Annotated in this window: 22 protein-coding genes and 1 tRNA gene; 13 read left to right on the forward strand and 10 right to left on the reverse strand. The window is 64.4% G+C overall.

The genetic code is table 11. The features are described 5' to 3' along the window. The 3 genes from AB7F41_RS15555 to AB7F41_RS15565 form a co-directional block, all read right to left on the reverse strand. The coding region (locus tag AB7F41_RS15555; protein ID WP_428406674.1) for a SulP family inorganic anion transporter at positions 1–919 on the reverse strand (919 nt) is incomplete at its 3' end. A gap of 45 nt (positions 920–964) precedes the next feature. Next, a complete protein-coding gene (locus AB7F41_RS15560; protein ID WP_428384929.1) occupies positions 965–1,633 on the reverse strand; it encodes a carbonic anhydrase in 669 nt (222 codons plus the stop codon). Between the two features lie 97 nt (positions 1,634–1,730). Beyond that, on the reverse strand, positions 1,731–1,955 hold the full coding sequence (locus AB7F41_RS15565) for a hypothetical protein (protein WP_428384927.1): 225 nt from the start codon (positions 1,953–1,955) through the stop codon (positions 1,731–1,733). Positions 1,956–2,080: 125 nt separating this feature from the next. Between AB7F41_RS15565 and nhaR the strand changes: the two genes are divergently transcribed. Continuing rightward, positions 2,081–2,977, forward strand: a complete 897-nt coding sequence (gene nhaR, locus AB7F41_RS15570) for a transcriptional activator NhaR (RefSeq protein WP_428384925.1) — start codon at positions 2,081–2,083, stop codon at positions 2,975–2,977. Here nhaR and AB7F41_RS15575 read toward each other — a convergent pair. Together AB7F41_RS15575 and purE are read right to left on the reverse strand one after the other, a co-directional pair. Beyond that, the gene (locus AB7F41_RS15575) at positions 2,974–4,047 is read right to left on the reverse strand and encodes a 5-(carboxyamino)imidazole ribonucleotide synthase (RefSeq protein WP_428384960.1); all 1,074 of its coding nucleotides are present in this window, start codon (positions 4,045–4,047) and stop codon (positions 2,974–2,976) included. The two genes, nhaR and AB7F41_RS15575, sit on opposite strands and share 4 nt — an antisense overlap. Then, the gene (gene purE, locus AB7F41_RS15580; RefSeq protein ID WP_428384959.1) at positions 4,047–4,511 is read right to left on the reverse strand and encodes a 5-(carboxyamino)imidazole ribonucleotide mutase; all 465 of its coding nucleotides are present in this window, start codon (positions 4,509–4,511) and stop codon (positions 4,047–4,049) included. The genes AB7F41_RS15575 and purE overlap by 1 nt, the downstream gene beginning before the upstream one ends. Before the next feature lie 194 nt (positions 4,512–4,705). Here purE and AB7F41_RS15585 point away from each other — a divergent pair, with 194 nt between their 5' ends. After that, complete coding sequence (locus AB7F41_RS15585; protein ID WP_428384923.1) at positions 4,706–5,917, forward strand: cation:proton antiporter; 1,212 nt, start codon at positions 4,706–4,708, stop codon at positions 5,915–5,917. Between the two features lie 46 nt (positions 5,918–5,963). On the opposite strand, the gene AB7F41_RS15590 is transcribed toward AB7F41_RS15585, so the two are convergent. The 4 genes from AB7F41_RS15590 to AB7F41_RS15605 all read right to left on the reverse strand — a co-directional run bounded on the left by AB7F41_RS15590 (position 5,964) and on the right by AB7F41_RS15605 (position 8,432). Continuing rightward, positions 5,964–6,341 (reverse strand): VOC family protein, encoded by a 378-nt coding sequence (locus AB7F41_RS15590; RefSeq protein WP_428384921.1) that lies wholly within the window; start codon positions 6,339–6,341, stop codon positions 5,964–5,966. Positions 6,342–6,410: 69 nt separating this feature from the next. Continuing rightward, positions 6,411–6,629 carry a YdcH family protein gene (locus AB7F41_RS15595; RefSeq protein ID WP_428384919.1) on the reverse strand — a complete coding sequence of 73 codons (219 nt, stop codon included), beginning with the start codon at positions 6,627–6,629 and terminating at the stop codon, positions 6,411–6,413. 96 nt (positions 6,630–6,725) lie between these two features. Further along, positions 6,726–8,144: a protein adenylyltransferase SelO gene (locus tag AB7F41_RS15600; protein ID WP_428384917.1), complete on the reverse strand. Its 1,419-nt coding sequence runs from the start codon at positions 8,142–8,144 to the stop codon at positions 6,726–6,728. Between the two features lie 108 nt (positions 8,145–8,252). Beyond that, positions 8,253–8,432 (reverse strand): YdcH family protein, encoded by a 180-nt coding sequence (locus AB7F41_RS15605; RefSeq protein WP_428384915.1) that lies wholly within the window; start codon positions 8,430–8,432, stop codon positions 8,253–8,255. 253 nt (positions 8,433–8,685) lie between these two features. On the opposite strand from AB7F41_RS15605, the gene AB7F41_RS15610 reads away from it, so the two are divergent. The 4 genes from AB7F41_RS15610 to AB7F41_RS15625 all read left to right on the forward strand — a co-directional run bounded on the left by AB7F41_RS15610 (position 8,686) and on the right by AB7F41_RS15625 (position 10,285). Next, a tRNA-Val gene (locus tag AB7F41_RS15610) sits at positions 8,686–8,760 on the forward strand. Positions 8,761–9,052: 292 nt separating this feature from the next. Continuing rightward, a complete protein-coding gene (locus AB7F41_RS15615; protein ID WP_428384914.1) occupies positions 9,053–9,409 on the forward strand; it encodes a hypothetical protein in 357 nt (118 codons plus the stop codon). A gap of 150 nt (positions 9,410–9,559) precedes the next feature. After that, complete coding sequence (locus tag AB7F41_RS15620; RefSeq protein ID WP_428384912.1) at positions 9,560–9,799, forward strand: hypothetical protein; 240 nt, start codon at positions 9,560–9,562, stop codon at positions 9,797–9,799. A 207-nt stretch (positions 9,800–10,006) separates the two neighbouring features. Continuing rightward, positions 10,007–10,285 carry a hypothetical protein gene (locus tag AB7F41_RS15625; RefSeq protein ID WP_428384910.1) on the forward strand — a complete coding sequence of 93 codons (279 nt, stop codon included), beginning with the start codon at positions 10,007–10,009 and terminating at the stop codon, positions 10,283–10,285. A gap of 57 nt (positions 10,286–10,342) precedes the next feature. Here AB7F41_RS15625 and AB7F41_RS15630 read toward each other — a convergent pair whose 3' ends face one another. Further along, positions 10,343–10,546: a hypothetical protein gene (locus AB7F41_RS15630; protein ID WP_428384908.1), complete on the reverse strand. Its 204-nt coding sequence runs from the start codon at positions 10,544–10,546 to the stop codon at positions 10,343–10,345. 228 nt (positions 10,547–10,774) lie between these two features. On the opposite strand from AB7F41_RS15630, the gene AB7F41_RS15635 reads away from it, so the two are divergent. The 7 genes from AB7F41_RS15635 to AB7F41_RS15665 all read left to right on the forward strand — a co-directional run. Further along, positions 10,775–12,298, forward strand: a complete 1,524-nt coding sequence (locus AB7F41_RS15635) for a PLP-dependent aminotransferase family protein (protein ID WP_428384906.1) — start codon at positions 10,775–10,777, stop codon at positions 12,296–12,298. A 138-nt stretch (positions 12,299–12,436) separates the two neighbouring features. After that, the gene (locus AB7F41_RS15640; protein WP_428406675.1) at positions 12,437–13,648 is read left to right on the forward strand and encodes an MFS transporter; all 1,212 of its coding nucleotides are present in this window, start codon (positions 12,437–12,439) and stop codon (positions 13,646–13,648) included. Between the two features lie 160 nt (positions 13,649–13,808). Next, positions 13,809–14,534 carry an outer membrane protein gene (locus AB7F41_RS15645; protein WP_428380549.1) on the forward strand — a complete coding sequence of 242 codons (726 nt, stop codon included), beginning with the start codon at positions 13,809–13,811 and terminating at the stop codon, positions 14,532–14,534. 163 nt (positions 14,535–14,697) lie between these two features. Beyond that, complete coding sequence (sdhC, locus tag AB7F41_RS15650) at positions 14,698–15,105, forward strand: succinate dehydrogenase, cytochrome b556 subunit (RefSeq protein WP_428380547.1); 408 nt, start codon at positions 14,698–14,700, stop codon at positions 15,103–15,105. Positions 15,106–15,107: 2 nt separating this feature from the next. Further along, complete coding sequence (gene sdhD / locus AB7F41_RS15655; RefSeq protein WP_428380544.1) at positions 15,108–15,503, forward strand: succinate dehydrogenase, hydrophobic membrane anchor protein; 396 nt, start codon at positions 15,108–15,110, stop codon at positions 15,501–15,503. Between the two features lie 128 nt (positions 15,504–15,631). Beyond that, on the forward strand, positions 15,632–17,464 hold the full coding sequence (gene sdhA / locus AB7F41_RS15660; RefSeq protein ID WP_428380542.1) for a succinate dehydrogenase flavoprotein subunit: 1,833 nt from the start codon (positions 15,632–15,634) through the stop codon (positions 17,462–17,464). 1 nt (position 17,465) lies between these two features. Then, positions 17,466–17,780, forward strand: a 315-nt coding sequence (locus tag AB7F41_RS15665) for a 2Fe-2S iron-sulfur cluster-binding protein (RefSeq protein ID WP_428406676.1), incomplete at its 3' end; no start/stop codon positions are given.

The raw sequence follows: 17,780 nt of genomic DNA on the forward strand, positions 1-17,780 counted from the left end.
TTCCGCAAAGGAAATTGCCGACGCCTTGCGCGACAAGCTCCTTGTTGTAGCGCGTTCGCGGCGTGCGGCGCTGCATGGCGTCGACGGCTGTCGCCGTCAGCAGCGACTCCGCGCCAGATACGAAGGCGAGCGACAGGGCGGCGGCCCACAAGGCGCCCTCGCCGATCCGTCCGAGCGTATGCGTCGTCGGCAGACTCACCGCGGCCAGGAGGTCGTCCGGCGCCGGGACATATTTGATGTCGAAGGCGAAGAATGCCGCGACCGCGGTCGCCAGTCCGACGCCGACAAGCGGCGCAGGAATAAATGACAGCCACCTCGGCGCAAAACGGCGCCACAAGAGAATCGCGGCGATGGTCAGCAGTCCGATGAGCGCCGCAGGTTCGTGCGCCTCCATCGTGACGCCTTTCCAGATGGCGACCGGCAGCGACCAGAGATTGATGACGCCTCCGAATTCCTGGCCGGTGCCGGGCGGCGTGTCGTCGACCATGACGTGGAATTGCGACGCGAAGATCAGCAGGCCGATGCCGGCGAGCATGCCTTGGATCAGGGCGGGCGAGACGGCCCGGAAGACCGGCCCGAAACGCAAGGCGCCGGCCGCGATCTGAATGACCCCGGACAGCATGACGATGAGTCCGAAGACCTCGAAGCCGAGATCCTTGATGAATACGGCGGCCATGACGGCGGCGCCGTTCGCCGCGCCGCTCACTTGCAGGGGACAGCCCGAAAGCAGACCGACGACGATGCCGCCGATCACGCCGCTGATCAGGCCGACCGCGGCCGCATTCTCGAACGAATAGCCGGCGACGAGCGCGAGACCCATCGACAGGGGCAGGGCGACGAGCAGAACGACGACGGAGGCGAAGACGTCGTCCTTAATCGTCGCAAGGCGCGACGGCGCCCGATCAAACTCTACCGACATTCCGCGTCCTCTATGGTTTCGGTTGGTTCAGCCGAGAGCACGACGTCAAACGTCGACGCTGACGCGCTCTCGTTTCTCCCGCGCGATCACATCCGTGGGCGCCGGCGCCAATCCGAACTGGCGCGTCGCCGGGTCGTAAACGAAGACCTGGCCGGTCTCGATCTTGTAGACCCAGCCATGCAGCCTCAGCTTGTCCTGCGCGATCGCCGAGGCGACGACCGGATGCGTGCGGAGGTTTTCGAGCTGGGCGAGCACATTCTCCTGAATGGCGACGTTGAGCCGGTCGGCGCCGGCGCGATCGGCGTATTTGTCCTGCATGATGCGTCTCGTCGTTTCGGCGTGCGACAGCCATTTATTCAGGGCGGGAAACATGTTTGTCGGCGGCGGATCGAGCAGGCCTCTCATCGCGCCACAGTGCGAATGGCCGCAGACGATGACGTCCTTGACGCCGAGGCCGGCGATCGCGAATTCGATCGTCGCCGCTTCGCCGCCGCGCACGGCGCCGTAGGCCGGCACGAGATTGCCGGCGTTGCGCAGAATGAACAGATCGCCCGGCGCGGACTGGGTCAGCAGGCACGGATCGATGCGCGAATCGGCGCAGGTGATGAACAGCGTCTCCGGCGCCTGACCTTTGGCGAGGCGTTCGAATAATGCTCGCTGGCTGCCGAACACCTGCGACTGGAACTGGTGGAGACCTTCGATCAACCGCTGCATTTCGAGCCTCTGATGCTTGCGCGACGCCTCGCGACGGATCGCGGCGCGTCGCCTGCGACGCGCGAAAAAATCCCGCGCGTCTCCGAAACGTTCGAATTCAATTCACGTCGCCTGTTTCGCTCGGCCGCTCGGCGCCGCCGACGTCGCCGGCCGCTGGGCGCCGGCATTCCGCATCGACGTCGCGCCTCCGCGACTCGCGGAGAAAGTCGCACAGCAGGCAGTGTCCGGCGGCGCCGTCCATGAATTCGCGCCCGAGCGCGACGCTGGGCGTTGCGAGGGCGCCAGCCAGGGCCAGCGCCATGAGTGCGGAATTGAACGTCATCGCCAGTCCTCCTGATCGCGAAGCATCGCGGCGCGCCGCAATGCGATGCATTCAAGATGGCGCAGGCGATTGAGATTGAAAATAAGGATGAATCAATTAATTATATCGATAAAAGCGATGGATCTATGGAACGTCTCAACTATCAGCATCTTTTCTACTTCTGGAACGTCGCCCGCGAGGGGAGCGTCACTCGCGCCAGCGAAAAGCTCGGCTTGGCGCAGCCGACGGTCAGCGGGCAGATCGCCGTGTTCGAATCCTCGATCGGCGCGCAGCTGTTCCGCAAGGAAGGCCGCAAACTGGTGATGACCGAAACCGGACGCACCGTGTTCAATTATGCGGACGAGATTTTCTCTCTTGGCCGCGAACTCGGCAGCGCTCTGAAGAACCGCGCCGGCGCGGTCAGCGTCAGGCTGAGCGTCGGCGTGTCGAACGCCCTGCCGAAACTCGTCGTCTACCGTCTCCTCGAACCGGCGCTCGCCGCGAGCAATCCATTCCAGGTCGTCTGTCATGAGGACAAGACCGAGCGTCTTCTCGCCGAACTGCCGGTGCACGGCGTCGATCTCGTTCTTTCGGATTGGGCGGCGACGGGCGGCGCGGATGCGCGGATTTATAATCATCCGATCGGCGAATGCGGCGTCGCGGCCTTCGCCGTCTCCGAACTGCAGGCGCGCTATCGTAAGAATTTTCCGCAATGCCTCGACGACGCGCCGCTTTTGGTGCCGACCACGAACACCGCGCTGCGGCGTTCGCTCGATCAATGGCTGGACGCCAAAGGGCTCTTTCCCAAGATCGTCGCGGAAGTCGAGGACAGCGCCCTGCTGAAGACGTTCGGCGCGGCGGGCGCGGGGATCTTCATGGCGCCGACGGCCGTTCGCGCCCAAGTCGAGGAGCAGTATGGTGTCAAATACATCGCGACTCTGGAGGGCGTGCGCGAACGATTCTTTGCGATCACAGCGCAGAGGAAGATCAAACACGCGGGCGTTGTGACCATCCTCGAGAGCGCGCGCGACTGGCTCGCCTAATTGTCGCGCACGCGCGTCACATGGCCCATCTTGCGGCCGGCGCGCGTCTCTTTCTTTCCATAAAGATGCAGGCAGGCGCCGTCTTCGCGCGCCAGCTCCGGCCAGGCGTCGACGTCCGCGCCGATCAGATTGCGCATCTCGACGCGGCCATGACGGCGCGTGGAGCCGAGCGGCCAGCCGGCGACGGCGCGCATATGCTGCTCGAACTGCGACGTCAGCGCGCCGTCGAGCGTCCAATGTCCGGAATTATGCACGCGCGGCGCAATTTCATTGACGATCAGCGTTTCGCGCTCGCCATTGCGCACGACGAACATTTCGACCGCGATCACGCCGACGTAAGCGGCGGCCTCCGCGATGCGCCGGGCGATCGCGATCGCCTTCGTCGCGGTTTCGTCGGCGATCTCCGCAGGCGCCAACGTCACCGCCAGAATGTGATGCTCATGGAAGTTTTCGCAAACGTCATAGGCGCGAAATTCGCCGTTCGAGCCGCGCGCCGCGACGACCGACACTTCCTTCGCAAACGGCACCACGCTTTCCAGGATGCATGGCGCGCCGCCAAGCGTGCGAAACGCGACCGCGAGGTCGCCGCCGTCCCGCAACTGGGTCTGGCCCTTGCCGTCATAGCCGAGGCGCCGCGTCTTGAGGATCGAATTGCGTCCGAGACGCGCGACGGCGCGGGCCAGCGCGCCGGCGTTGTCGACCGGGACGAAATCGGCGGTGGCGATGCCTAAACTTTGGACGAACTGCTTTTCGATGAGCCTGTCTTGCGTGAGCGCCAACGCTTTCGGACTGGGCCGCACCGGCCGATGCGCCTCCAGCACCTGCGCCGTGCGGGCCGGCACGTTTTCGAACTCGTAAGTGACGACGTCGACGGATTCGGCGAAAGCGGCGAGCGCGGCTTCGTCGTTGAAGTCGGCCTGCGTGCCCGCCGCGCAGACGTCGAAGGCCGGATCGTCGGGAACGGGGGAGAAGACATGCGTCTTCAGTCCAAGCCGCGCGCCCGCCAGCGCCAGCATCCGCGCGAGCTGGCCGCCGCCCAGGATGCCGATCGTCGCGCCGGGCGCGAGCATCATGCGCCGTCGCGCGGCGTCAGCGCCACGCTGTCCGTCTGGCGCGCGCGATACGCCGCGAGCCGCGCCGCGAGGCCCTTGTCGGACCTGGCGAGAATCGCGGCGGCGAGCAGCGCGGCGTTGATTGCGCCGGGCTTGCCGATGGCGAGCGTGCCCACAGGCACGCCGCCCGGCATCTGCACGATCGAGAGAAGCGAATCGAGTCCCTTGAACGCGTCCGATTCGATCGGCACGCCGAGCACGGGCAGCGGCGTCATCGCGGCCGTCATGCCTGGCAGATGGGCGGCACCGCCGGCCCCGGCGATGACGACGTGGAAGCCTTCTGATTCGGCTCCCTTGGCGAAAGCGGCCAGTCGATCGGGGGTGCGATGCGCGGAGACGATGCGGGCGTCGCAGTCGATTTCGAGCGCCGCGAGAGTTTCCACCGCGTGGCGCATCGTCGCCCAGTCCGATTGCGACCCCATGATGACGGCGACGGGCGGTTTGGACTTCCCCACTGCTGCTTCCTTTACGAAGGGAAGCCTTGCGGCATAGACGATGGCTTCCCGATAGGCAAGCGCGCGAATAGAGGTCGATCGCGGGCCGATTTTGCTTCGCGAACGGTGGGCGCCCGCGTTAAGAACTCCCCCAAGTTTCTCTCGATCAGCGTGGGCGAATTATGGACGAAAGCCTCAGGCAAGCGGTCGCCGTGCTGGCGGTGGCGATGATAGTCGCAATCGCCGCGCGTCAGATCAGGCTGCCCTATACCGTCGGACTGGTCATCGTCGGCGCCATCGTCGCGCTGTCGGACGCCGAGTTCGCGCCCCATCTCACGCATGATCTGATCTTCGATCTGATCCTGCCGCCGCTGCTCTTCGAGGCGGCGCTGACGCTTTCCTGGCGCGAACTGGTGCGCGATTCGCTGCCTTTGCTCGCGCTCGCGGGAATTGGAACGGTCGTATCCGCGGCGGTCGTCACCATGTCGATGACGACGCTGCTCGATTGGCCCCTGTTTTCGGCGATGCTTTTCGGGGCGCTGATCGCCGCGACGGACCCGGTCGCGATCATCGCGATGTTCAAGGACAACAGGATCAAGGGCCGTATGCGGCTTCTGGTCGAGAGCGAGAGTCTGCTCAACGATGGCGCGGCGGCGGTTCTCTTCGTCATGGCGCTGGCCTTCGCGCGCAGCGGCGGCGCGGATCAGACCGCCGCGGCCACCGTGTTGACGCTGTCGAAAATCGTGCTGGGAGGGGTCGTCGTCGGCGCGCTGTCCGGGGGCGCGGCCATCCTCGCATCGCTGCGCACCTCCGAACATCTGATCGAAGCGGCGCTGACCACGATCGCCGCATTCGGCTCCTTTCTGATCGCCGAATATTTCCATGTCTCGGGCGTGCTGGCGACGGTCACGGCGGGACTGGTCATGGGCAATCTGGGCCTTCTGAGCGAGCAGGAGGGCGGCTACATCAGCCTGAGAGGGCGCGAATTCGTTTTGTCCTTCTGGGATTTCGCCGCGTTTCTCGCCAATTCGGTGGTGTTTCTGCTGATCGGCGCCGACGTCGCCACGATTCCGTTCGGCGGCGTGGGGTTTGCGCCGCTGTGCATCGCGATCGCGACGGTTCTGTGCGCGCGCGCCATCGTCGTCTATCCGCTGAGCTCGTTGTTTCTCGCGTCGCGATGGAAGATCTCGTTTCGCGAACAGCATGTGCTGTGGTGGGGCGGGCTGCGCGGAGCCCTGGCGCTCGCTCTGGCGCTGTCTCTGTCCGACGAACTGCCGCAGCGCGACGTGATCGTCGCCACCACTTTCGCGGTGGTCGGCTTTTCGATCGTCGTCCAGGGACTCACCATGCCGCTGCTGCTGCGGGCGCTGGGCTTTCTGCCGAAATCGACGTGACGCGACGCGCGACTCGAACGTTCGATTCAATGAATGCGCAGCCGCGTCATCCGACGATGCAGAAGCCGTTGCCGAACGGGTCGCTGCAAAAGGCGATCGGCGGATGGGGGCCGCCTTCGAATTTTTGCTCGCATTTCGCGCCGGCGTTCACCGCCTTCGCCAGAAAGGCTTCAAAATCGTCGACGTGAAAATCGATGTGAACGGGCGTCCAGTGTCGCGCATAGCGTCGAACGTCGTCCGTTCCCTGAGCGGGTTTGCTTCCGGCGGATTTTTCGCTCAATCCGATTTGCGACTCTCCGCATTTTAAAATGACATATGTCGCGACGGGTCCAGCGATCTCCGCAAATCCCAAAGCGTCGCGATAAAAACGCAGCCCGTCTTCGAGCAGCGGCACGTCGATTGAAACCGAATAGCTGACGCTCATGCGCCACATCCCCAAGGGTCAAACCGAGGTTTAGACAATGGGATCGATTGCAAAGGCTCCCGGCGCGATCTAGGCAATGATATCGGGCGTGAGCTGATCTTCCATATAGGCGATGCGGTCGCGCAGCAGCAGCTTGCGTTTTTTCAGCCGCTGGATCTGCAGCTGATCGGCGCCGCCGACGGCGAGCAGCGCGTCGATCGCCGTCTCCAGATCGTGATGCTCCAGCCGAAGCCTTTCGACCTCGGCGCGTATCGCGCTCTTGTCGATCTCGCTCGAAATTTCGTTCATCGACGGCCCCCGAACGCCGTCACGCGCGCGGGAATCAATTGCGTTGCAGCGCGATTATCGCGCCGCGGCCAAAGAGCGTTCAAGCGAATTGTTCTGTCAGGCTTCATAGGCGCTCCGCATGTTCTCGATGTCGGCAATTTTGGCGTAAAGCGGCGCCCAGTCGTCGCGCTCGGCGATCGGCGCCCAGAGCGCCTCGACCTCGTCGATCAGCATCGTGCAAGGCGTCGCGCGCTGGAAATAGGGATGATCCAGACGCATGTTCGACGCCGGCGCATGCGCGGCGAGAGCGGCGCGCACCGGCGCAAAGGCTTCGTCTTCGTAATGGTTCGCGGACGGGCTGCGTTTGGCGCGCGCCTCGGACGCCAGTCCGCCGCGCCAGTCGAAGAAGGTCTGTTCGAAGGGCGCCTTCGTCGTTGTCAGGAAATCGACGAAGGATTTGGCCAGCGCGACGTCGGCCTCTTCGCCCGCCGGGCGGAGTCCGAGGCGATTGAGCAGCGCCGCCCGAAACTCCTGCTGTATGCGGCCCGGAAAGGTCGCGAGGATCGTCTCGGCGGGTTTCAACCCGGTGAGGTGGAGCAGACATTCGGCCAGCCGCGAAAGATTCCAGCCCAGCGCGCCGGGCTGGCGGCCGAAGGCGTAAAGACCGGCTTCGTCGAAATAGGCGGCCGTGAAGGTCGGATCATACGCCGGCGCGAAGCGCCACGGCCCGTAGTCGAAGCTCTCGCCCGTGACGTTGATATTGTCGGAATTCAACACGCCGTGCACGAAGCCCGACGCCATATAGCCGGCGCCGAGCGCCGCGACGCGCGCCACGACTTGTTCGAGGAAGGCGAGCGCTCTGTCCGGCGCCGGCAGATCGGCGATCGCGGGGAAATAGTGGCGGCAGACGTGATCGAGCAGCCTGTCGGTCGCCGCGGCGTCGTTATGGAAGGCGAGGCGCTGAAACGTTCCGATGCGAATATGCGAATGCGACAGGCGCACCAGCACGCTCGAGCGCGTGGGCGAAGGCTCGTCGCCGCGCGTCAGCGCCTCGCCGGTTTCGATCAGGCTGAAGGTCTTGGACGTGTCGACCCCCAGCGCCTCCAGCATTTCGGTGGCCAGAATCTCGCGCACGCCGCCCTTGAGCGTGAGCCGTCCGTCGCCGCGCCGCGACCAGGGAGTCTGACCGCTGCCCTTGGTGCCGAGATCGAGCAGCCGGCCGTCTTTGGCGTCGCGCAGCTGCGCAAACAGGAAGCCGCGGCCGTCGCCAAGGTCGGCGTTGTACACGCGAAACTGGTGCCCGTGATAGCGCAGCGCCAAGGGCTGGCCCAGACCGTCCGGCAGCGGCGAAAAGCGCCCGAAATGGTCGATCCACTCCGCGTCGCTCAAGCCGTCGAGGCCGACCCGCGCCGCCCAGCGCTGATTGCGATAGCGCAGCTGGTGCTCGGGGAAGGCCGCTGGCGCGACGGGATCGAAGAAAGGTTCGCCCAGACCCTCGTGTAGCGTCTCGGCGCGGTAAAGTTCGGTGACCGGCATAAGGACGAGGTCTCGCAAATCGCGCGCCGCGGCGCGACCGCCAAAAAAATAAGGCGGAGATCTCTCTCCGCCCATGGCGTAAAGCATAAAGTCAACGGACGGGAAACGCTAATGGCGCGTTTCGCTGATCGACAGCTTGGCGAGTTCGTCCTTGATCTGCAACTTCTTGCGTTTGAGTTCCGCGATCTTCAATTCGTCCGCTTGGGGATGCAGCTGTTCCTGCTCGATCTCCTTTTTCAGCGCCTCGTGGCGACGCTGGAGTTCGACAATGTGGCCCTGCAAGGACATGCGAAACCTCCTTCACTCCTCTCCGCCGGACAAGCGGGAGCATTGTTAAGTCTGCCACAATGAGAGCGCGCCGCAAGACTTGAAATCGCGCAACGTCACAAATCTTTTGCACAGCCGGCGCGCGGTCTTAATCGAATGTCAATCTTTTCCGTGGCTTGCGACGGCGGTCACTTCACGGCGTCGCAGCGCGCAGGCCGCTTGCGCGCCGCCGCGTTCGCCAGTATAGACGGGCGCTCCGGCCCATTGGGCTTGAGGGCGCGTAGCTCAGCGGGAGAGCACTACGTTGACATCGTAGGGGTCACAGGTTCAATCCCTGTCGCGCCCACCATTTAGCTGCAGATTCTGATCGATTTTCTTGGTCGCGACAGACACAAGCGCGCCTCCATCCTTTCAAACCGTCACGCCCTGGTCGTAGCGACGGGCGCGACAGAGTGGCGGTCGCGCTGCCTGGCGGGTCGAAATGTGCAGCTTCAAATGAGGCGGGCCGTACGCCTCGCGCCGGAACGGCGTCCCTATTGGCCCAGACGGCTTCCCGCTTGCCGGCGAATCTGTAAGCTTCCTTGGAACAATCATTTTGGTCGCGAGTTAAGCTAGACCTGCCAAAAATAGAGACGCGCTCAATGACCGCGCTGGAAGGCCTGCGAATCGTCATCCTTGAAGACGAATCAACGATCCGCCTCGTAATCGAGGACAACCTTATTGAGGCCGGCGCGACAGTTGTCGGCGTCGCCAAAAATGTGCGTGAGGGGCTGGAACTCGTCGAGCGAACGCGACCGAACGCCCTCGCGCTCAACGGCAAGCTCCGTTGCGCAATCTCGGGAGCGGTCGCGGAGCAGCTGGACCAATTAGGCGTTCGCTATCTTATCGTGACAGACGAAAGCATCCTTCCGGATTCTGAGCTTTCCGATGGGCTGCGACTGAATAAGTTCTTCGCTCCGCAGACGCTGAAGTCAGCCGTCCCCCAACATCTCTGTTAAAGTTACGTTCGCCAGCAACATCAACGCATGCCCCTTTCGAGCTCGATCACGACATGTCTGCCGGTTAGGCGCGGCCTTTACCTTTAAATTTCAATATACTGTTGGAACTACGTACACGTCGGTTCGTTTAGTTGTCGGAAGGACAATAACATGCCGCCGACGCGACGAATCGACGACGACCAAACCACCTTGGTCATCCAAACCACCTTGGTCATCCAACGGCAGGTCGGCGTAGCGCTCAGGCTGTCGTTTGAGGCCGTCACCCGCGAGCCGCTTCCCGAGCGCATGGCGATGTTGCTTCTGCGTATGGCGTTAGCCGAGACGGTGAGGCGCGCCGTCGAAGAGAAACTGCCGGGAGACGACAGTCCGGACGGCGGAGACGAGCCTTAGCTTCGGCGTCCGTCTCGGCCTGCGCCGCCCAGCGTTCGGCCTGCGCCGCCCAGCGTTCGGCCGGCGCGATGCGTCGCGCGCAGGCCGGGCGCGCAGGACGGGCGCGCAGGCGCCGGCCAGCATCGCCGGCCTTCATTTGCCTTCCTTCCGGTGCGGCGTCCATAGCTGCTCCCGCCCGCGAGAACCGGGCGACACCGGGAGGAGATCATGGACCTGTCCGCCATCGACCCGCTGATCGGGATCGGCGTCGCCGCTTCGACCGCCGTCACCGACGCCGTCTATGTCTTCTTCAACGCCGCGGTGTCGGAGCGCCGACGCGTCGCCGCAGCGAGCTGGAGCAGCGTCTGGTATCTGCTCTCGGCCTTTGCGGTGATCAGCTACACGTCGAATTGGGCCTATGTCGCCTTCGCTGCGGCGGGCGCGTGGATCGGCGGTTTTCTGTCGATCACGGCGCTGAATTACCTTGCGCCTCGGCGGCGACCTTAGGACGGGGCGCAAAAAAACGCCGCTTGCGCGGCGCCGAGGAGCAGCGATGTCGTGCGCTCAGTCGCGCGCGATGGTTTGATTGTGATTGCCCGCCAGCGGCGCAATCATGCGTTTGCCGGAGGCGCCGACGAGGCTGGTTTCCTGCTTGCCGCGCGCGACGTTGCGGATCTTTTGCTCATGGCTGACGTTGGTCGCAAGACCCAGAGCCAAAAAACCCACCCAAAACGCCACGGGGACAAAGCGCGATTTCGAGAACGGCATTTTGGTTTTCCTCCCTGAGGCTCCGCTAAGCGGACGGTCTCAGCTTCTTCCAAGGCGCGGTCAAATAAAAGCGCCAGGAACCGGCAACCTCATGGCGCCAGACATTTCTCTCTGGACGGCGCGCATTCCAATAAACCCTCCCGAACTTGGCGCCAATGCTTACGTTTCCTGTGGACCTATGCGCGTCGGTCGGAAGCGCATTAGCTTGCGCCCAGGGAGATTGCAGCGATGACCTTCGTGACTACGGGGCGTCCCACGCCCGTCGTGAAAAGCGGGCATGTCCAGCTTTCGATCATTTTGGCGGACTCGGAAAAGACGACTCTGCAGAACCAGATCTTCGATCAGATCAGATCGATGATTCTCGCCGGTCAGCTGAAGGGAGACGATCCCATGCCGACCACGCGCGAACTCAGCAGTCAGCTTGGCGTCTCGCGCAACACGGCGGTTCTGGCGTATGAGCGGCTGATCGCGGAGGGCTACATCCGCACCAAGCCTTACGTTGGCACCTTCGTCTCGCCGGATCTGCCGGACACGGCCTTTCTCTCCGCCGATCATCGCGCGCCGCAGACGGAAGCGCAGGACGCCGCGGACGACGCGCCGCCGGTCTGTGGCGCCTTGCGCACCCACCGCCTTGCCGATCCGGAACGCCGCCGCCTCGTCGCAGACTTCTGGGTCGGCCGGCCTGACGCGCGCTCGTTTCCGCTGAAAGCATGGTCGCATCACATCAGGAATCGCCTGAAGGCGGTCGGCCCCAATCTCACGAGTTATAATGACGCCGCCGGACTGATGGAGCTGCGGCGCGCCATCGCCAAACATCTCGCGCCGGCGCGCGGCGTCGTCGCCGAACCGGATCAGATCGTCATCGTCGGCGGCTGCCAGGACGGCTTCAATCTCGTCGGCCGACTGCTCGTCACGCCGGGGTCGACCGCCGTCGTCGAATCGCCTTGTTATCAGGGCGCCGCCTTTGTGCTCGAAAGTCTTGGGGCGACGCTTCATCCCGTGCCCGTGGACCAGGACGGCCTCGACGTTTCGCAATTGCCCAAAACCAAGGGCGCGGTCGCCTATGTGACGCCGTCGCATCAATATCCGATTGGCGTGACGATGAGCCTGCAGCGGCGGCTCGAGCTTCTCGCCTGGGCGACGCAATACGACGCCTACATCATGGAGGACGATTACGACAGCGACTTCCGTTTCATCGGTTCGCCGCTGACCGCGCTGAAGGGCCTCGATCGCAATGAGCGCGTCATCTATCTCGGCACCTTCTCGAAATGCATGGGGCCGGGACTGCGTCTCGGCTATGTCGTGCTGCCTCGCCGTCTCGCCGAAGCCGGGCGGCGGATGAAAACATTGATGAACAACGGCCAGAGCTGGCTCGAACAGGCGGCGATGGCGGATTTCATGTCGAGCGGCGAATTCGGGCGACATTTGCGCCGCATCCGTCAGCTGTATCGCGACCGGCGCGACGCGCTGCTGGGCGCGCTCAAGACTCACTTCGGCGCCTGCGAGATCTACGGCGATCAGGCCGGCATGCATCTCGTCTGGAAGCTGCCGAACGATTTTCCGGACGCGGCCGAGGTGGAGAGGAGGGGGCTCGCCGCCGGCGTCGGCGTCTGTTCGCTCGCGACGGGCTCGGCGCTGCGTTTCGACGACAACGCCGGCGGCGACCGGCTGCTGATGCTGGGCTTCGTCGCGCTGACCGAAAAAGAGATCGAGACCGGAATCGCGCGGCTGGCGCAGGCGCTGAAGGCGTAGCCGTCCGCCGTCGTTCGCGCGCAGCCGGCGGAAAGGGTTGCCGCGTCGCGCGGCTTTGCGTTAGCGGTGGCGTCACCACCCCGGTCCTGCGACCGACCTCCGCATCTGCGGAGGGTAGCGCGCGAGTTTCCTGTGCCCATGCGCAAATTCGCCAGTTCGACGCTCGGCGCCATACCGTCCGGCGTCTGGGCGCTCGGCGTCGTGTCGCTGCTCATGGATTTCTCGTCAGAGATGATCCATGCGCTGCTGCCGATCTATCTCGTCGGCGCGATGGGCGCCTCGATGGCGGAAGTGGGCGTCATCGAAGGGATCGCGGAGGCGACCGCTTCGATCGTCAAGATTTTCTCCGGCGCGCTGTCGGACTGGTTCGGCCGGCGCAAGTTGCTGGCGGTCGTCGGCTACGGGCTTGCGGCGCTGACCAAGCCGATGTTTCCGCTTGCGCCGAATGTGGCCTGGATCATGGCCGCGCGCTTCATCGATCGCGTCGGCAAGGGCATACGCGGCGCGCCGCGCGACGCGCTCGTCACCGATCTCGCGCCGGCCTCGGCGCGCGGCGCGGCCTTCGGGCTGCGCCAGTCGCTCGACACGGTCGGCGCCTTTCTCGGTCCGGCCGTCGCCGTGGCCGTGATGTGGCTCTCCGCCAACAGCATCCCGCTGGTGTTCTGGATCGCGACGATTCCGGCGGCGCTGGCCGTTGTCGTGCTGGCGGTCGGCGTGCGCGAGCCGCAATCATCCCGCCCGCCGCGTCCCGCGCGCTTCCCGCTGCATATCGACGAAATCCGTCGGCTCGGCGGCCCGTTCTGGCTCGTCGTGGCGATCGGCGTCGTCTTCAGCCTGGCGCGCTTTTCGGAGGCGTTCCTGATCCTCAAGGCGCGCGACGTCGGCCTGCCGGCGGCGCTCGCCCCGCTCGTTCTCGTCGCGATGAACGTCGTCTACGCCGGCGCGTCTTATCCCGTCGGCGCCTTTTCGGATCGGGGCGACCGTCAGACGCCGTTGATCGCCGGCCTCGTCGCGCTGATCGCCGCCGACGTCGCGCTTGCGAGCGCTGAACATCAACCGCTCGTGTGGCTGGGCGTGGCGCTCTGGGGCCTGCATATGGGCCTGACGCAGGGCCTGCTCGCCACGCTCGTCGCCGACGTCGCGCCGCTGGCGCTGCGCGCCTCCGCCTTCGGAGTGTTCAACCTCGCCAGCGGATTCGCGCTGCTCGTGGCGAGCGCCGGCGCCGGCGCTCTATGGGACGTCTATGGCTCGGCCTCCGCCTTCTGGGCGGGCGCGCTGTGCGCGTCGGCGGCGCTTCTGGCGCTACGAGCGGCGGGCGGTCGGCTCGGCCGCGCCGGGGGGCCGCGTTAAGGACTTCGCGGCGAAAATCGGGCGCGTTAACCGGCGGCTAAGTATGTCACTTAAACATTGAAAACAAAGCATAAACGTTTCGCAATTACGCCATGGTTGGCCATTCATTTCAAGAACCGGCGGGGGCGCTGGCGTTGAAAGAACGCACATCGAGGTTCTAATGAAAAAACGAGTTTTCGGCCTCGCCGTCGCGGCGTCCTTGGCCGCCCTGTCTGCGTCGGCCGCAGACCTGCCGTCGCGCAGAGAGCCGCCGCCGGCCTATATTCCGCCGCCGCCGATCTTCACCTGGACCGGGATTTACGTCGGCCTCAATCTCGGCGGCGGCTGGCTCGACCGCTATGACTATGGGAGCTGGTTCTTTCCGGCTTCGAGCTCGCCCAGCACGGCCGGCGTGATCGGCGGCGCGCAGATCGGCTACAATTATCAATTCACGCCGCTCTTCGTCGCCGGCGTTGAAACCGACTTCCAGGGGTCGAGCGTCGGCGGCGGCAATCAAGTATGGGGCGCGACGCGCAGCGTCGGCTGGTTTGGCACGCTGCGCGGCCGCGCCGGACTGTCGATGCTGAATTCCCAGCTGCTGCTCTACGGCACCGGCGGCTTCGCCTATGGCGATCTGCGCCTCAATTACGGCTGGCTTGGCTCTCAGGCGAGCACTGGCACCGGTTGGACGGTGGGCGGCGGCCTCGAATACGCCTTCCTGCCGAACTGGTCGGCCAAGGTCGAATATCTCTACACAAATATCGGCGCGAATTACGATCCGATCTACGTTGCGCCCTTCATCGTCGACACCCAGCAGCGCGCGCATCTGAATACGGTTCGCGCCGGCGTGAACTACCGTTTCAACTGGATGCTCGCGCCTCCCGGTCCGGCGGTGGCGGCCTACTGAGCCTGACCGCCAAACGACGAGAGCGGCAAAAGCCCCGGCGTACGGGGCTTTTGGCGTTTGCGGCGGCACAGGCGTGAGCCCTGCGGTTGCGGCGCCGCAACAATTGAATTATCTGCTTGGAAGCCTTCCGAGAAACAATTCGGCTGCATGCGAGGGGTTCCACATGGCCGACGCCGACACTGACAGGTTCGCCGCGCGGCGGCCGCTGTCGCCGCATCTGACGATCTTCAAGCCCATTCTGACGATGATGATGTCGATCGCGCATCGCATCACCGGCGCGGGACTTTACTTCGGCATGGCGCTTCTGGCGCTGTTTCTGCTGGGCGCCGCCATCGGCGGCGGCGCTTTCTCCGCCGTTTCCTGGATTGGCTCGGGCTTCATTGGCAATCTGCTGATGCTGATGATCGTTTGGGCGATCTTCCACCATCTGCTCGGCGGCGTGCGCCACGCGCTCTGGGACCGGGGTCTGTATATGGACCCGAAGGGGCGGGAGCTGCTGGCGCAGGGAACGCTTGTCGGCGGGATTCTGCTGACCCTGCTCATCTTCATCTTCAAGACGCTGGCGAACTGATCATGACGGCTGCGACGAAGTTCAAGAGCGGCCGGACCGCGCTCGGCGGCGGCTATGTCTCCAACCACAGCGGCTCCTTTCACGCGCGCTTCATGCGGCTGACCTCCTATGCGCTGGCGCCGCTCGGCGCATTGAGCGCCTGGTGGATTCTCGGCCTCGCCGGCAAAACGCTCGAGGGCGTCCACGCCGAAATCGGCAGACCGTTTCCCGCGCTTGTGCTGCTCGCGTTCGGGATCATCGGCATGACCCACGCGCGACAGGGCATGGACGAAATCATCGAAGATTACGTGCATGACGAAGCGTTGAAGGCGCAGGCCATCGTCGCGAACACTTGGGCGTCGCGCGCGATAACGGCGATTTGGATACTCGCCATTCTGCTCATCGCTGCGCCGAAGTAATCGTCATGCGATCGACGGCGATTCAGACCACCGCGCGGCGCAGCGCTTCCTTGATCTCGATGATCGCGTCCTGTAACGGCGCGGCGCGGCTGCGCGCGCCGGAAATGACATCCGAAAAGGCTTGATTGATGGTTGCAAAAAGTCCTGCATCAAATGTGTCGGTCGGCGGCCGGGCGTATCCGATCGTCGATCACACCTTTGACGTGGTCGTGGTCGGCGCAGGCGGGTCGGGCCTTCGCGCCGTCGTCGGCTGCGCCGAGGCGGGACTGAACGTCGCCTGCGTCACCAAGGTCTTTCCAACGCGGTCGCACACTGTGGCGGCGCAGGGCGGCATCGCCGCGGCGCTCGGCAACATGGGGCCGGACAATTGGAAATGGCACATGTACGACACCGTCAAAGGATCGGACTGGCTCGGAGACCAGGACGCGATCGAATACATGTGCCGCAACGCCCCGCCCGCCGTTTACGAGCTGGAGCATTGGGGCGTTCCCTTCTCGCGCACCAATGAAGGGACAATCTACCAGCGTCCGTTCGGCGGCATGACGACCGACTTCGGCAATGGCCCGCCGGCGCAGCGCACCTGCGCCGCCGCCGATCGCACCGGCCATGCGATGCTCCATACGATGTATGGACAGGCGCTGAAGCTCGACACCAAGTTCTTCGTCGAATTTTTCGCCATCGATCTGATCATGGATCAGCACGGCGCCTGTCGCGGCGTCGTATGCCTGAAGATCGACGACGGCACGATCCATCGTTTTCGCGCCGCGCTCACCGTGCTCGCGACCGGCGGCTATGGCCGCGCCTATCTCTCCGCCACCTCGGCGCATACTTGCACCGGCGACGGCGGCGCCATGGCGTTGCGCGCCGGACTGCCGCTGCAGGACATGGAGTTCGTGCAGTTTCACCCGACCGGCATCTACGGCGCGGGCTGCCTGATCACCGAAGGCGCGCGCGGCGAGGGCGGCTATCTGACGAACAGCGAAGGCGAGCGCTTCATGGAGCGCTATGCGCCCTCCGTGAAGGATCTCGCGCCGCGCGACATGGTCTCGCGCGCGATCACCGTCGAAGTTCGCGAGGGCCGCGGCGTCGGCAAGAATCAGGATCACGCCTATCTGCATCTCGAGCATCTCGATCCGCAGATTCTGCATGAGCGTTTGCCGGGCATATCGGAAAGCGCCAAGATCTTCGCCGGCGTCGACGTGACGCGCCAGCCTATCCCGATCATTCCGACCGTGCATTACAATATGGGCGGCATACCGACGAATTATCACGGCGAGGCGCTGCGCAAGCGCGACGGCAATCCCGACGAGGTGACGCCGGGTCTGATGGCGTTGGGCGAAGGGGCCTGCGTCTCGGTGCATGGCGCCAATCGGCTGGGCTCCAATTCGCTCATCGATCTCGTGGTCTTCGGACGCGCCGCGGCGCTGCGCGCCGCCGAACTCGTCAAGCCGAACGACGCGCAGCCGGACCTGCCCGCCGATTCGGCCGATTTCGCGCTGTCGCGACTGGATTTTTTCCGCAACGCCGACGGCTACACGCCGACGGCAGTTCTGCGCGACAGGATGCAGCGGACGATGCAGTCGCATTGCGCCGTCTATCGCACCGGCGAGGTTCTCGCCGAGGGCGTCGAACTGATCAACGCCGTCTGGCGCGACGGCGCCGACGTGAAGATCGCCGATCGTTCGTTGATCTGGAATTCCGATCTGATCGAGACGCTCGAATACGACAATCTCATCGTGCAGGCGGTCACGACGATGGAGAGCGCCGCCAATCGCACCGAGTCGCGCGGCGCGCATGCGCGCGAGGATTTTCCCGAGCGCGACGACAAGAACTGGATGAAGCATACGCTCGCGACGATCGATCGCGAGAAAAAGACGGCCTCGATCGATTATCGCCCGGTGCACAGCTACACGATGACGAACGAGGTCGCCTATATCGAGCCGAAGGCGCGGGTGTACTGATATGGTCGAATTCGCCCTACCCAAGAACTCCGTCGTCGGCGAAGGCAAGACATGGCCGCGGCCCGAAGGGGCCGAGCGCCTGCGCGAACTGCGCATCTATCGGTGGAATCCCGAAGACGGGGCCAATCCCCGCGTCGACACCTATTTCATCGACGTCGACGACTGCGGTCCGATGGTCCTCGACGCGCTGATCTGGATCAAGAACAAGATCGATCCGACGCTGGCCTTCCGCCGCTCCTGCCGCGAGGGCATCTGCGGCTCCTGCTCGATGAACATCGATGGGCTGAACACGCTCGCCTGCACCAAGGGCATGGAT

The sequence above is a fragment of the Methylocystis sp. genome (assembly GCF_050251305.1).
In the GTDB taxonomy this organism is placed as follows: Bacteria; Pseudomonadota; Alphaproteobacteria; order Rhizobiales; family Beijerinckiaceae; genus Methylocystis.